This is a genomic window from Methylobacterium durans, assembly GCF_003173715.1.
Lineage (GTDB): Bacteria > Pseudomonadota > Alphaproteobacteria > Rhizobiales > Beijerinckiaceae > Methylobacterium > Methylobacterium durans.
Map to the genome: position 1 here is coordinate 1,115,282 of NZ_CP029550.1, position 13,742 is coordinate 1,129,023.

Genomic DNA, 13,742 nt, shown 5'->3' on the forward strand with positions numbered 1-13,742 from the left:
CCAAGAATTGCATCTCTGCACGCAAAGCCGGGCCTCGCCCAGATCTCAGCGGGCCGGAGGTGCCGTTGATCCGGTGGCCTCCGGCGTTCCAGCCCTGAAGCTCCAGAGCTCGGTCGGCAACCTGATGGGGGCGTCGCGCTTGTAGTCGGCTGAGTCCTGAATGTGCGATGTCGTGACGTAGATGGTCCCGTCCGGCCCCTCGCTGAACGTGTCCGGCCAACGCAGCCGCGAATCCTGCACGAGCGTCGTCAGACCGGCCTGTCCATTCGCGAGATCGCGCACCTTCACAGCGTTGTCCTGAGGCGAGGTCACGTACATACGCCCGTCGCGGCGCGCGATCAGCAGGCCGTCGGCGACGCCGTTCTCACCCACCGTCTTGATCTTGCCCGACAGGTTCCTGTCCGTCAGTGTTTCCGGCACCAGCGAGGCGGTGGCCCAGCCGGTCAGTGCATCGGTCGGCAGGCTGTAGAGCGTCTTGCCCTTGATCGCCTGCCAGTAGAGCGTCCCGCCATCCTTCGATAGGGCGATTCCATCGGCCGAGAAGGTGACGCCACGCCCGTCCGGCCGCCGCAGGGGCTTGCCGTCGTAGGTCACGGTGACGCTCTTGTCCGGCATCGTGGAAGGGTCTCCGGACAGAATTCTCCTGGCCTTGCCCGAGTCGATGTCGACGACGATCAGCGCACCCTCGGCGCCGGAATCCGTGAGGTAGGCCGTCTTGCCGTCCGGCGCGATGCGGACGTCGTTGAGGTAGGAGGCCTGGAGCACGGTGCCGGTGTCGAACGGGATCGTTCTGACGACCCGGTTCGTCTTCAGATCGATGCCGACGAGCTTCGGACCGTCCTTGATGACGTTCGCCATCGCGGGGGCGGCCGCATCCACCACCCAGAGCCGGTCCTGCCCGTCGGCGACAACGCTCTGCACGCAGACGAAATGGTCCTTCGGCGAGATCTCGTCGGCCTTCGCGTTGCGCCAGGCATTCCAGGCCTCGTCCGGGTATGGCACGGGCTTGCCATCCTTCAGTTCGGCGACGGAGACCGGCGCATCCTCGCTCCAGCGCGGGAAATTGATGAAGATCCGGCCGTCCCGCGACACGGTCACGCCGGTCACCTGATGCTCGAAGGTCGCGACCTTCGTCAGCTGGACCTGACCGGTCGTCGAGGTCTCGGCCCGCGCGGGCAGGCCCAGCGGCGCCGCGCCGGCCAGAAGCAATGCGGCCAGCCCGGTGCGGGCGCAGAAAACTCTCATCATGCTGGGGCGACCTCTCGGGAAACGGGACATCCGTCCGAGGGCCAACGCAGCCGTATCCGGCCAAGCTCCCGCCGGCAGGCGCGGCGTCACGGCGCGAGGCCGGCCGCTGATCAGTAGCCTTTCCAGAGGCCCGGCGTCGCGAGTTCCAGGAGGTGCCCGTCCGGATCGCGGAAATAGAGGCTGGTGCCGCCCCGCGGCCAGTGCGTGCGGCCCTCGATCGCGATGCCCGTCTCCGCGAGGTGGCCCTCCCAGGCGGGCAAAGCGTCCGCGGCGATCGAGAAGGCGACGTGGTGCGGCCCGCTGCCGTCGTGCGGTGGGATTGTGCCGCCGGGCGTCTCGATTGGGTGCAGCGAGCCGCCGCGCGGAAACAGCAGCAGGACGCCCCGGCCCGCCACGTCGTAACCGCGCATCCGGGCATCGCTGTGCAGGCAGGGAAGGTTCATCACCCCGCCATAGAAGGCGTCGGCGCGGTCGAGGTCCGTGACGTAGAGCACGGTTTCCAGAACGCCACTCAGTGCCGGCATACGCGAGCCCTCCTGCGCTGCGACCCCTCGGTCGGTTAACCGTCGGGCCAGCGTCATTTTTCCCACAGGCTTCCGAATGCGCCGGGCGACTGCCCGTCCGCCAGCGCGTTGGCTATCTTGGCCACGCGCAGATCTGCGATGCGCCGCGAAGTCGGGGATCGGGATTGGATCAGGACGGCGTCGACCTTCTCATCATCGGAGGGGGCATCAACGGCACAGGCATCGCCCGGGATGCCGCGGGCCGCGGCCTGCGGGTGATGCTGTGCGAACAGGGCGACCTCGCGCAAGCCACCTCCTCGTCGAGCACCAAGCTGATCCACGGCGGGCTCCGCTACCTGGAACAGTACGAGTTCCGGCTGGTGCGTGAGGCCCTAGCCGAGCGCGAGCGCCTGCTCCGGCTCGCGCCGCACATCATCTGGCCGCTGCGCTTCGTGCTGCCCCACGACGAGGGCCTGCGCCCCGCCTGGATGCTACGGCTCGGCCTCTTCCTCTACGACCACCTGACGCAGCTGCGGGCGCTGCCCGGATCCGCGAGCGTGCGATTGCGCGAGTCCGACCTCGGCGCGCCCTTGCAGCCGCGGCTGACACGAGGCTTCGCCTATTCGGATTGCTGGGTCGAGGACAGCCGGCTCGTCGTCCTCAACGCCCGCGACGCGGCCGATCGCGGCGCCCGGATCCGGACCCGCACCCGCGTGGAGGATGCGCGTCGGGGAGGTGGAACCTGGACGGTGCGCTTGCGCGATCAGGCGACGGGCCTCGGCGAGAGCGTCCGCGCGCGGGCAATCGTGAATGCCGCCGGCCCCTGGGTCGCCGACATCCTCGGCGCCAGGCTCGGCCTCGACGCCCGCGCGTCGCTTCGGCTCGTGAAGGGCAGCCACATCGTCGTCCGGCGGCTCTACGCGGGGGAACAGGCCTACATCCTGCAGCAGCCGGACCGGCGCATCATCTTCGCGATCCCCTACGAGCGCGATTTCACGCTGATCGGCACCACGGACATCGCCTATGCGGGCGCCCCCGGCCCCGTAGCGATCTCGCCCGAGGAGACGGACTATCTCTGCGCTTGCATCAACCGCTCCTTCGCGCGGGCGATCAGCCCCGCCGACGTGGTCTGGAGCTATTCGGGCGTGCGCCCGCTCTACGACGACGACGCCCTGAACGCCTCCTCGGTGACTCGGGATTACGTGCTCGACCTCGCCGGCGAGGCGGGCACGGCCCCCGTACTCTCGGTCTTCGGCGGCAAGATCACGACCTACCGACGGCTCGCGGAGCACGCGCTGGAGAAGCTGAAGTCTCATTTTCCGGGTCTCGGGCCGGCCTGGACGGGAGCCGCCCCCCTGCCCGGCGGCGACCTTGCAGGGACCGATTTCGCGACCTTCCGCGCCCGCTTCTCGGCCGACCACCCCTTCCTGCCGCCCGAGATGGCCCTGCGCCTCGCCCGCGCCTACGGCACGCGCGCGGAGCGCGTCCTCTCCGGAGCGCACGGCCTCGACGATCTCGGCGAGACCTTCGAGGCGGGCCTCACGGCGGCCGAGATCGCCTATCTGAAACGGGAGGAATGGGCCCGTACGGCCGACGACATCCTCTGGCGCCGCACCAAGCTCGGGCTGCGCACGAGCGCCGAGGGCGTTGCCCGGCTCGAACGCCACCTCGCCCGCGCGGAGGCCGCCGCCTGAGATCAACGGTCCGGCGCCGGGACGACGCGCCGAAGGGAGGAAGCAGCCATGACGCGCTATGTCGGCGCCATCGACCAGGGCACCACCAGCACCCGCTTCATCGTGTTCGACCGCGAGGGCGAGATGATCGCCTGCGCGCAGCGGGAGCACACGCAGATCTACCCGAAGCCCGGCCATGTCGAGCACTGCCCGAAGGAGATCTGGGCGAACACGCAAGCCGTGATGCGCGAAGCCCTGGACGCCGCCGGCCTGACCCCGACGGACCTCCTCTCGATCGGCATTACCAACCAGCGCGAGACGACACTCCTCTGGGACCGCCGCACGGGCGAGCCATTGCACAACGCGCTCGTCTGGCAGGACACGCGGGTCGAGCCGCTGGTCGCGAGCCTCGCCCGCGAGGGCGGGCGGGACCGGTTCCGAGCCCAGACCGGCCTGCCGCTCGCGAGCTACTTCTCCGGCCTCAAGCTCGCGTGGCTCCTTGACCACGTGGACGGCGCCCGCGCTCGAGCCGACGCCGGTGAGATCCTGTTCGGGAACGTCGACACCTGGCTCGTCTGGAACCTTACCGGTGGGCCGGAGGGCGGCCTCCACGTCACCGACGTGACGAACGCGAGCCGCACGCTGCTGATGTCGCTCGCCGACCTCACCTGGGACCCGGACCTCTGCCGCAGCCTCGGTGTCCCGGAGGCGATCCTGCCGCGCATCGTCTCGTCGAGCGAGGTCTACGGCGAGACGCGCGCCCCGTTTCCGGGCGTCCCCATCGCCGGCATCCTGGGCGATCAGCAGGCCGCCCTGTTCGGGCAGACCTGCTTCCGGGCGGGCGAGGCCAAGAACACCTACGGGACGGGCTGCTTCCTCCTCATGAATACCGGGGCGGAGCCCGTCCCCTCGACCTGCGGCCTCGTGACGACGGTGGGCTACCGGCTCGACGGGCAGGCGCCCGTCTACGCCCTCGAAGGGTCGATCGCGATCACCGGCGCCCTCGTGCAATGGCTGCGCGACAACCTGGGCCTGATCCGCGACAGCGCCGAGATCGAGAGCCTCGCCGCCGGCGTCGCGGACAACGGCGGCCTCTACTTCGTGCCCGCCTTCTCAGGGCTCTACGCGCCGCACTGGTGCGAGAGCGCCCGCGGCCTGATCATCGGGCTGACGCGCTATGCCAACCGCGGTCACATCGCCCGCGCGGCGTTGGAGGCCACCGCCTTCCAGACCCGCGAGGTGGTCGAGGCGATGGTCGAGGATTCTGGCATCGACATCCGGGAGTTGCGCACCGACGGCGGCATGGTCGGGAACGACCTGCTCATGCAGTTCCAGGCCGACATCCTCGACGTGGCGGTGGTGCGCCCGAAGGTGACCGAGACCACGGCCCTCGGCGCCGCCTACGCTGCCGGCCTCGCCACCGGGTACTGGAACAGCCTCGACGACCTTGTCGCCAATTGGGGCGTCGACCGCCGCTGGGAACCCGGCATGGCGGCGGGACCGCGCGAATGGCTTTACGCGGGCTGGAGCCGGGCCGTGAAGCGCTCCTTCGACTGGGCCGAGCCGGAGGCCTGAGGCCTCAGGCCGGCCTGCGCCCGAGACGCTCCGCCACGACGATACCGCCGAGGACGAGGCCCAGCGCCAGCGCGTCGTTCCAGCCGAATGGCTCGCCGACGAGGAGGACGGCGAGCCCCGCTCCGAAGACCGGGACGAGATTGACGAACAGCCCGGCCCGGTTCGGGCCGATCAGCTCGACGCCCCGCATGAAGAAGAGCTGCGCCGTGAGCGAGGGCCCGAGGCCCACGAAGGCAACGATGAGCCAGCCCTTCGGCGTCGGCCAGATCAGGTGGCCGGTAGCCCATTCCGCCGCGAGGAGCGGCAGGGAGGTGACGAGGGCCGCCGCCGCCATCGCCGTGAAGAAGGTCAGCGCCGAGACCTTGGGGCGGGAGGGAAGCGCCACGGTGTAGCCGGCATAGAGCACGCAGGCCGCGAGCATCAGCAGGTCGCCGCCGTTGAAGGCGAGCGTCGCGAGCACCCGCCAGTCGCCGTGACTCGCCGCGACCGCCGCCCCGAACAACGTAATCGCGACGCCGATCGCCTGCCCCGAACTCACCGCCCGGCGGTAGAACGCGACGTTGAGGAGGATGACGAGGACGGGGATCGCGCCCTGCAGCAGGGCGAGGTTGACGCCGCTCGTGAGGGTGCCGGCCGCGTAGAACAGGCTCGCGTAGAGCGTGTAGCCGCAGGCACCCATCGCGAGCACTCGGCGCCAGCTCGGCACGAGCCGGTCCCACTCCGCGAGCAGGGGCCGCCGCGCGATCACCGCGAGCACCGCGCAGGCCACCGCCCAGCGCAGGCAGGTCAGCGCCTGCGGCGAGACTTCGCCCACCGCCATCTTTCCCGCCGCCGCGTTGCCCGCCCAGAGGAGGGCCGTCAGGGTGAGGAGCGCGTAGGCCTTGCGGCCGGCGGCGGTGGAGGACGGTGACATCTCCGAGGGGGTCTCGCGGTGGCGGGCGCTGCGGTCTGTTAGGGGATCGGTAGCCGGCGGAACAGGCATCCTGGCGCAGGGCAGCTCCCGTTCCGGCAGACCCTCAGCCCTCGCCGCTCTCGCGTGCGAGCAGGCGCCGCTTGCGCTCGACGCCGAAGCGGTATCCGGACAGGGCGCCGTCGGAGCGCACCACCCGGTGGCAGGGGATCGCGACCGCGATGCCGTTCGCGCCGCAGGCCTGCGCCACCGCCCGCACCGCGGCGGGCTCCCCGATGGCGCGGGCGATCTCGGCATAGCTCGCCGTGGCGCCGGGCGGGATCTTGCGCAGGGCCTCCCAGACCCGCTGCTGGAATGCGGTTCCGCCGATGTCGAGCGGCAGGTCGAGGCTCGTTGCCGGCGCTTCGACGAAGGCGACGACCTGCGCGATCAGCCGCTCGAAATCAGGATCGCCCTCCTGGATGTCGGCCTTGGGGAAGCGTCGGCGGAGATCCTGCACCAGTTCGTCCGGCGCGTCTCCGAGGAGGATCGCGCAGATGCCGCGCTCGGTCGTCGCCACCAGGATGACACCGAGGTAGCAGGTGGTCGCCGCGAAGCGGATGGCGGCGCCGGTGCCGCCCGCCCGGTAGGCCCGCGGGCTCATCCCGAGGCGTGCGCCCGCGCCGGCGTAGAAGCGGCTCGCCGAGTTGTAGCCGGCCTCGTAGACGGCTTCCGTCACGCTGCCGGCCCGCTGCAGGCCGTCCGCGACGCGGGCGGCCCGGCGCGCCTCGGCGAAGGCCGCCGGCGTGACGCCAGCGATCATCCGGAAGACCCTGTGAAAGTAGTGCGCGCTCATCCCGGCGGCGCGTGCGAGGTCGGCGAGCGGCGGCGCGCTCTCCGAGGCTTCGATCATTCGGCAGGCGCGGGCCACGGCCTCCGCCTGTCGCGCCTGCCGGGACGGCTCGTTCGGACGGCAGCGCCGGCACGCACGGAAGCCCGCGGCCTCCGCCGCCGCGCAGGAGATGTGGAAGGCGATGTTCTCTGGGTTCGCCCGCCGTGCCCGGCAACTCGGGCGGCAGTAGATGCCGGTCGTGCGGACGGAATAGACGAAGTGTCCGTCCGCGTCCGGGTCGCGCCTTTCGAGAGCGGCCCAGCGCGCGGCCTCCTCGGTGACGATCATCCGCTCGGCTTCGGCCATCAGCATCGCGCATCCTTCCGCGAAAGGGAGGCGGCGCGCAACGGAGCGCGCCGGGACCATCCCACGATCGCCGATCCGCTTCGGTGTTTCATCCCGCCCCTTGCTCGGCAATCCGCGCGGCATCCCCGGTCCAGAGATGAAGCGCTGCATAGGCCCGCCACGGCCGCCAGCCCTCCGCCTGGGCGAGCAACGCGGCAGGCGACGGGCGTCCCCGCCCTCGATCGAGGGCCCGCAGCAGCCCGATGTCGCCGACCGGCAAGGCATCGGGCTCGCGCAGGGCCCGCATCGCGATGTACTGCGCCGTCCACGGGCCGATCCCGGGCAGCGCCGTCAGCCGCGCCAGAGCCGCCTCCAGCCCCTGCCCCTCGGCGAACAGATCGGGCTCCCGCAGCACGGCCGCCGCGAGGGCCGAGATCGCGCGGCCGCGGGCCCGCGGCATGTTGAGAGCGGCAGCGACATCCGCCCCCGCGAGCACCTCCGGATTCGGAAAGAGATGTGTGAGACCCACCGCTCGGGTGGCGACCGCCGACGCCAGCGGCGTTCCAAAGGCGGCGACGAGCCTGCCGGCGAGACCGGTCGCGGCCGCGACCGAGACTTGCTGGCCGAGGATGGCCCGAACCGCCATCTCGAACCCGTCGAAGGCCCCCGGAACGCGCAATCCCGGCCGAGCCTTCACCAGCGGGGCGAGTGCCGGGTCGACCGCGAGGCGTGCCGCGATCGGACCGGGATCGGCGAGCGTGTCGAACAGGGCGGCGAGGCGGGCGAGGATCGCGGCGCGACCATCCCGGTCCGGGAGGTCGAGGAACACGCGAAGCTCGCTCTCGCCGGGCTCGATCGTCACCGCGCCGTGCCGGCCGCCGCGGCACAGAGTGCGGCGATAGCGGTCCGCCTCCACGACCTCGACGCCGGGGATCGCTCTCGCGGCGAGGAAGGCGACGAGGGCCGCCCAGTCGTACGGGGCGTTGACGGGAAGCGTGGCGCGATGGCCGTCGTCCATCATCGGCATCGGTCCTGCGCGCGCGCTCGACCGCAACGTTGGGAGCGGCGAATCTCGGAAACCGGACGGAGCCCGTCCGAGAGTCGACGCGACGCGGGTGCACGTGGCACAAGCCGGAGAGGCCTGTGGGGTACGGTATCGTGAGCGAGAGCGGAACACCGCCCGGCGTGAGTTTCAAGGTCGAGATGGGGCCGAACAACCCACGAATCCGGGTTCAGATCGGAGGACGGTCGATCCCGGTGGACATCGCGCCGGAGCAGGCAGCCCATCTCGGCCTCTCGCTGCTCGCCGCGAGCGCGATCTGCTCGCCCGGCCATCCGCGCCCGAAGCAGGGAGAGGCGATCGAGCCGGCTCACCTGCCGGTCATCGGCTGGCAGACGGGCAGCCTCAGCGCCTCGCGCCTTCCCGTGATGGTCGCGCATCTGCTCGGCGGGGCGCAGCTCGTCCTGCGCTTCTCGGTCGACCAGGCGATCGCCTGCGCGAGCGCCCTTCACTCCGTCGGCGAGAGCCTGCGCTCACCGCCTCCGGCAGCCTGACCGATCCGGCGCAGGCCGGACGGAAAGAAATCCGGGTCGGTTAGCGCCGCGGCGAGGAAGCCGAACAGACCGGCATGCAGCACGATCGACGCGGGACCGAATGCCTGCATCTGCCAGAGCGCGGCGGCGCCGGCGAGCATCAGGGCGGGCGCCGCGAGGTAGACCGCCTCGCGCCAGGGAGCGGCCGGACGGGCGATGCGCCACAGCCCGACCACCAGGGCGGCGAGCGCGAAGCCGGCCTTGAGCAGCGCCATGAAGCGGATCAGCCGGGCGAGATCGGGCTCGGTCGCCGCAGCGTCACCGCCGAGGGCGAACACGGCGGCGGGTGCCGCCAGCGCGAGGCCGAGCACGGCCAACCTGCGGCCGCGCCGCTGCAGGCGGATGCCCGCGGCTGCCATACCCGAGGAATCGGTCGAGAGAATCGCGGCCTGAACCATGCGGCACCTCCCTTTCGGCGGAGGGTAGACGCCGGAGGCGCCGAGCGGAAGTCAGGACGTCTCGGCCCATTTCATCGCGCCCGAGCGGTCTCGGACGCCGAGCGCGCGGTAGAGGGCGTTCGCGTGGACCTTCACGGTGTTCTCGGTGAGACCGAGCGCCTTCGCGATCTCCTTGTTCGACAGGCCGGATCGGATCAGGTGCAGCACGTCGAGCTGGCGCGGCGTCAGCCGGAAGGGCTGCGCGCTCCGTCGCTCCGAACCGGGCTCGCCGACGGCTTCGGGCGCTAGCGGGAGGGCGACGAGGGCATTGGGCACGAACAGGTCGCCGCCCATGATCCGCGTCACCGCGCCGACGATCTCGCTGGGCTCGAAGGTCTTCGGCACGTAGCCGTGGAGGCCCGCGCGCAGGGCGAGGAAGATGTCCTCGCGCCGCGAGGCGGTCGCGAGCGCGGCGAGACGGAGATCCGGATAAACCTCGCGTACGCTGCGGAGGCTGAGCGGCGTCCCGATACCGGGCGTCGCGAGGTCGAAGGCGGCGAAGGCGCAGTCCCGTCGCTCGTCGAGCGTCTGAAGCGCCTCGTCGAGGGAACCGGTCTCCCGAACGTCCAGGAATCCGCATTCCCGCCGCAGAAGCGCGGCGAAGGCTTCGCGATACAGGCGATGGGTGTCGACGACGAGAGCGAGGGTGTGATCGGCCATGCCGGTCACTTTCCGCGAACGTTACCGCGCCACGCCCACGAGCGGCAGGCGCGGCATCCGCATCGGCCGCGAATGCACGTCAATTCAATGACCTCGATATCTTTCTCTCCAGCGATATGCTGGACCATGTACCGCCAAGCATGACAAGCATGAGATGCGGATGAATCCATTTATCGCTGTTACTTTTGCACTAACATAGCATCAAATGATGACTTCCGTACGCTAGTGTACAACTTTATGTGATCTTGAGATATTTTGCCTGCGTCTTGGATGACATTGACAACTGGACCGGTTTGCCGCGAGCACGGCGTTGATAAGCCTTTCGGGCTATGCTTGCGGACACCAAGCTCAGCGCTCCCTGTGCAGGCCGCTCGACAATACATGGCGCGTGCCCGGAAAGCGGATGGCGGCAGCGCCGGGCGACTTCGGGCCGATGGATAGTAATGTTCCGTTAAGCTTCACCCTAAACGTCAAAAATGACACTGATGATTAGGGATTAGTTCGTAGGATTAGCGACAGATTGCGCTGGATTCCCATCGTACGAACCGTCTACAAAACCTCGGCTTCGGAGGATCGATCGCCGTGAAGAGTGACCGCAACTCGATGGAGATTGTCTCGGCGTTGAGCCGGTGCCGTTCGGCGTTCATCGGCGTCGGTGTGATGAGCGGGCTGGTCAACGTGCTCTACCTGACCGGCTCGTTCTTCATGCTGGAGGTCTACGACCGCGTCATCCCGAGCCGCTCGGTGCCGACGCTGGTCGGCCTGATGGCCCTGGCGCTGGTCCTCTACGCCTTCCAGGGCCTCCTCGAGATGATCCGCTCGCGCATCCTGGCCCGGGTCGGCGCGGCGCTCGACGAGGCGCTCTCCGCCCGCGTCTTCGACCTCGTCGTGCGCGCGCCGCTGAAGGGCGCCACCCCCGGCGACGGCCTCCTGCCGCTGCGCGACCTCGATGCCCTGCGCGGCTTCCTCTCGGGCGCCGGGCCCGGCGCCTTCTTCGACCTGCCCTGGATGCCGATCTACCTCGTCATCTGCTTCCTGTTCCATCCCCTGATCGGCGTCGCCGCCATCGTCGGCGCCCTGGTGCTGGCCCTCGTCACCTACGTCACCGACCGCTCCACCCGCACCCCCGCCCAGGCCGCCACCGGCCATGGGCTTCGCCGCAACGGCCTGGCCGAGGCCGGCCGGCGCAACGCCGAGGTGCTGGCCGCGCTGGGCATGCAGGGCCGGGTCGGGGCCCGCTGGGCTAGCGCCAACCGCGACTACATGGAGGCCCAGCAGCGCGTCTCGGACGTGGCCGGCGGCTTCGGGGCCGGCTCCAAGGTCTTCCGCATGGCCCTGCAATCGGGCGTGCTGGCGCTCGGCGCCTGGCTGGTGATCAACAACATGGCCACCGCCGGCATCATCATCGCGAGCTCGATCCTGGTCTCGCGCGCGCTCGCCCCGGCCGAGCTGGCGATCGCCAACTGGAAGGGCTTCGTGCAGGCCCGCCAGGCCTGGGGCCGGCTCTCCGAGCTGCTCGCCCGCATCCCCGCCGTCAGCCAGCCCCACGCCCTGCCCGCGCCCACCCGCTCGCTGGCGGTCGAGGGGGTGAGCGTCGCCCCTCCCGGCGCGCCCCGCCTCGTGGTGCAGGACCTCTCCTTCGCCCTCCAGGCCGGCCAGGGGCTCGGGGTGATCGGGCCGTCGGCGTCGGGCAAGTCCTCGCTGGTGCGCGCCCTCGTCGGCGTCTGGCCGCCGGTGCGCGGCAAGGTCCGGCTGGATGGCGCCGCCCTCGACCAATGGTCGAGCGCCGATCTCGGGCCGCATATCGGCTTCCTGCCCCAGGAGGTCGAGCTGTTTGCCGGCACGATCGCGGAGAACATCAGCCGCTTCGAGGTCAGCCCCGACCCCGAGCACGTGATCGCGGCCGCCCGGGCAGCGGGCGTGCACGAGCTGATCCTGCGGCTCTCCGAGGGCTACGACACCCGCATCGGCGAGGGCGGGGCCGGGCTCTCGGCCGGCCAGCGCCAGCGGGTCGGGCTGGCGCGCGCGCTCTACCGCGAGCCGTTCCTGGTGATCCTGGACGAGCCCAACGCCAACCTCGACAACGAGGGCGAGAACGCGCTGACGCAAGCCATCCTGGGGGTGCGCCAGCGCGGCGGCATCTGCGTGGTGGTGGCCCACCGCCCGAGCGCGCTCGCCGCGGTGGATCTCGTTCTGATGATGGCGGACGGGCGCGCCCAGGCGTTCGGGCCCAAGGACGAGGTGTTCAAGCGGGTGCTGCGCCCGGCACCGGCCCCGGTGGCGGCCGAGCCACAGGCGCCGATGCCGCGGGCGATGGGGTTTGGAAGCGGTCCCGGCGGTAGTCAGGCCAGCGGTCAGGCAAGCGGCCTGGCAAGCGGCCTGGGAAGCGGCCAGGGCGGTCCCGGCGGCGGCCCGATGGGCGGTCCGGCCCAGCCGCCGGCCGGCCTGCAGGAGAGCGCGTGATGCTGGGCGAGCGCGTGATGCTGGGCGAGCGCGTGATGCTGGGCGAGCGCCGGATGCTGGGCGAGCGCGTGATGGGTGGGGCTGAGATGCGGGGGATCGTGAGATGTCGGTGAGCATGAGCCCGGGCCTGGCCGCCCCCGGCCTGATCGGCCCGCCGCGCCCGCGCGCGCTCGGCTCGATCCGGCGCCACCTGGCCCTGGCCATCGGCCTGTCGGCGGCCCTGATCGTCGGGGTCGGCGGCTGGGCGACCTTCACCCAGATCTCGGGGGCGGTGATCGCGCCGGGCCAGCTCGTGGTGGAGTCGGACGTCAAGAAGGTGCAGCACCCGACCGGCGGGGTGGTCGGCGAGCTGCGGGTGCGCGAGGGCCAGCGGGTCAAGGCCGGCGACGTGCTGATCCGGCTCGACGAGACCCAGACCCGGGCCAACCTCGACATCGTGCTCAAAGCCCTCGACGAATTGTCCGCGCGCCGCGCCCGCGACGAGGCGGAGCGGGACGGGGCGGGCCGCGTGACGTTCGGGCCCGAGCTGCTGGCGCGCTCCTCCGACCCGGCGGTGGCGCACCTGCTCGAGGGCGAGGGGCGGCTGTTTGCGGCCCGCGTGGCCGCGCGGGAGGGCCAGAAGGCGCAGCTGCGCGAGCGGGTGGCGCAGCTCGGCCAGGAGATCAGGGGGCTGACCGAGCAGGCGGCGGCCAAGGACCGGGAGATCCGGCTGATCGGCTCGGAGCTGAAAGGGGTGCGCGAGCTGTTTGCCAAGAACCTGGTGCCGTTCTCGCGGGTGACCGCGCTGGAGCGGGACGCGGCGCGGCTGGAGGGGGAGCGGGGCCAGCTGATCGCCTCGACGGCCTCGGCGCGGGGCAAGATCACCGAGACGGAGCTGCAGATCCTGCAGGTGGACGGGGACATGCGCACGGAGGTGGGCAAGGAGCTCGCTGAGATCCGGGGTCGCTGGTCGGAACTCGTGGAGAAGCGGGTGGCGGCCGAGGACCAGTTGAAGCGCATCGACCTGCGCGCGCCCCAGGACGGGACGGTGCACCAGCTGGCCGTGCACACGATCGGGGGTCTGGTGGTGCCGAGCGAGCCGGCGATGCTGATCGTGCCGTCGGCCGACCAGCTGGCGGTGGAGGTGAAGATCCAGCCGCAGGACATCGACAACGTGCGGGTGGGCCAGGCGGCGGTGCTGCGCTTCCCGGCCTTCAACCAGCGGGTGACGCCGGAGATCGACGGGGTGGTGAGCCGGGTCTCGGCGGACGTGACGAGCGATCCGAAGACGGGGATGAGCTACTACGTGGCGCGGATCCAGGTGCCGGAGGAGCAGACGGCGCGGCTGGGGGGCTCGAAGCTGGTGCCGGGCATGCCGGTGGAGAGCTTCATGCAACTCGGCGAGCGCTCCGTGCTCAGCTACCTCACCAAGCCCCTCACCGACCAGATCGCCAAAGCCTGGAAAGAACGATAGCCGAGAAGCGGGGGCCGCCGATCCCCGGCTGCCAAGCCTGACTTGGCGCGGTATGCTCGACCATGAGCCGC

Annotated in this window: 12 protein-coding genes; 5 read left to right on the forward strand and 7 right to left on the reverse strand. The window is 70.9% G+C overall.

Annotation, left to right across the window (positions count from 1 at the left end; genetic code table 11):
* Positions 1-45: 45 nt before the first annotated feature.
* Together DK389_RS05210 and DK389_RS05215 are read right to left on the reverse strand one after the other, a co-directional pair.
* Complete coding sequence (locus DK389_RS05210) at positions 46-1,248, reverse strand: major royal jelly family protein (RefSeq protein WP_236960626.1); 1,203 nt, start codon at positions 1,246-1,248, stop codon at positions 46-48.
* 110 nt (positions 1,249-1,358) lie between these two features.
* Complete coding sequence (locus DK389_RS05215) at positions 1,359-1,772, reverse strand: VOC family protein (protein WP_109887872.1); 414 nt, start codon at positions 1,770-1,772, stop codon at positions 1,359-1,361.
* A 164-nt stretch (positions 1,773-1,936) separates the two neighbouring features.
* On the opposite strand from DK389_RS05215, the gene glpD reads away from it, so the two are divergent.
* Both glpD and glpK read left to right on the forward strand, forming a co-directional pair.
* A complete protein-coding gene (gene glpD / locus DK389_RS05220; RefSeq protein WP_109887874.1) occupies positions 1,937-3,445 on the forward strand; it encodes a glycerol-3-phosphate dehydrogenase in 1,509 nt (502 codons plus the stop codon).
* A 48-nt stretch (positions 3,446-3,493) separates the two neighbouring features.
* The gene (glpK, locus tag DK389_RS05225; protein WP_109887876.1) at positions 3,494-4,999 is read left to right on the forward strand and encodes a glycerol kinase GlpK; all 1,506 of its coding nucleotides are present in this window, start codon (positions 3,494-3,496) and stop codon (positions 4,997-4,999) included.
* A gap of 4 nt (positions 5,000-5,003) precedes the next feature.
* Here the strand turns inward: glpK and DK389_RS05230 are convergent, their stop codons facing one another.
* The 3 genes from DK389_RS05230 to DK389_RS05240 all read right to left on the reverse strand — a co-directional run bounded on the left by DK389_RS05230 (position 5,004) and on the right by DK389_RS05240 (position 8,086).
* Positions 5,004-5,912: a DMT family transporter gene (locus tag DK389_RS05230; protein WP_109887878.1), complete on the reverse strand. Its 909-nt coding sequence runs from the start codon at positions 5,910-5,912 to the stop codon at positions 5,004-5,006.
* A 103-nt stretch (positions 5,913-6,015) separates the two neighbouring features.
* Positions 6,016-7,092: a bifunctional DNA-binding transcriptional regulator/O6-methylguanine-DNA methyltransferase Ada gene (ada, locus tag DK389_RS05235; protein WP_236960628.1), complete on the reverse strand. Its 1,077-nt coding sequence runs from the start codon at positions 7,090-7,092 to the stop codon at positions 6,016-6,018.
* 82 nt (positions 7,093-7,174) lie between these two features.
* Positions 7,175-8,086, reverse strand: a complete 912-nt coding sequence (locus tag DK389_RS05240; RefSeq protein WP_194075161.1) for a DNA-3-methyladenine glycosylase family protein — start codon at positions 8,084-8,086, stop codon at positions 7,175-7,177.
* Between the two features lie 122 nt (positions 8,087-8,208).
* Between DK389_RS05240 and DK389_RS05245 the strand changes: the two genes are divergently transcribed.
* Positions 8,209-8,619 carry a hypothetical protein gene (locus DK389_RS05245; protein WP_109887882.1) on the forward strand — a complete coding sequence of 137 codons (411 nt, stop codon included), beginning with the start codon at positions 8,209-8,211 and terminating at the stop codon, positions 8,617-8,619.
* Here the strand turns inward: DK389_RS05245 and DK389_RS05250 are convergent.
* Both DK389_RS05250 and DK389_RS05255 read right to left on the reverse strand, forming a co-directional pair.
* Positions 8,574-9,056 carry a hypothetical protein gene (locus DK389_RS05250; RefSeq protein ID WP_109887884.1) on the reverse strand — a complete coding sequence of 161 codons (483 nt, stop codon included), beginning with the start codon at positions 9,054-9,056 and terminating at the stop codon, positions 8,574-8,576. The genes DK389_RS05245 and DK389_RS05250 overlap by 46 nt on opposite strands.
* Positions 9,057-9,107: 51 nt before the next feature.
* Positions 9,108-9,755 (reverse strand): LuxR C-terminal-related transcriptional regulator, encoded by a 648-nt coding sequence (locus tag DK389_RS05255; protein ID WP_109887886.1) that lies wholly within the window; start codon positions 9,753-9,755, stop codon positions 9,108-9,110.
* Between the two features lie 603 nt (positions 9,756-10,358).
* On the opposite strand from DK389_RS05255, the gene DK389_RS05260 reads away from it, so the two are divergent.
* Both DK389_RS05260 and DK389_RS05265 read left to right on the forward strand, forming a co-directional pair.
* Positions 10,359-12,218, forward strand: coding sequence for a type I secretion system permease/ATPase (locus DK389_RS05260; RefSeq protein ID WP_109896041.1), 1,860 nt, complete (start codon positions 10,359-10,361; stop codon positions 12,216-12,218).
* Between the two features lie 115 nt (positions 12,219-12,333).
* Positions 12,334-13,671, forward strand: coding sequence for an HlyD family type I secretion periplasmic adaptor subunit (locus DK389_RS05265; protein WP_418292040.1), 1,338 nt, complete (start codon positions 12,334-12,336; stop codon positions 13,669-13,671).
* The last annotated feature ends 71 nt before the right edge of the window (positions 13,672-13,742 follow it).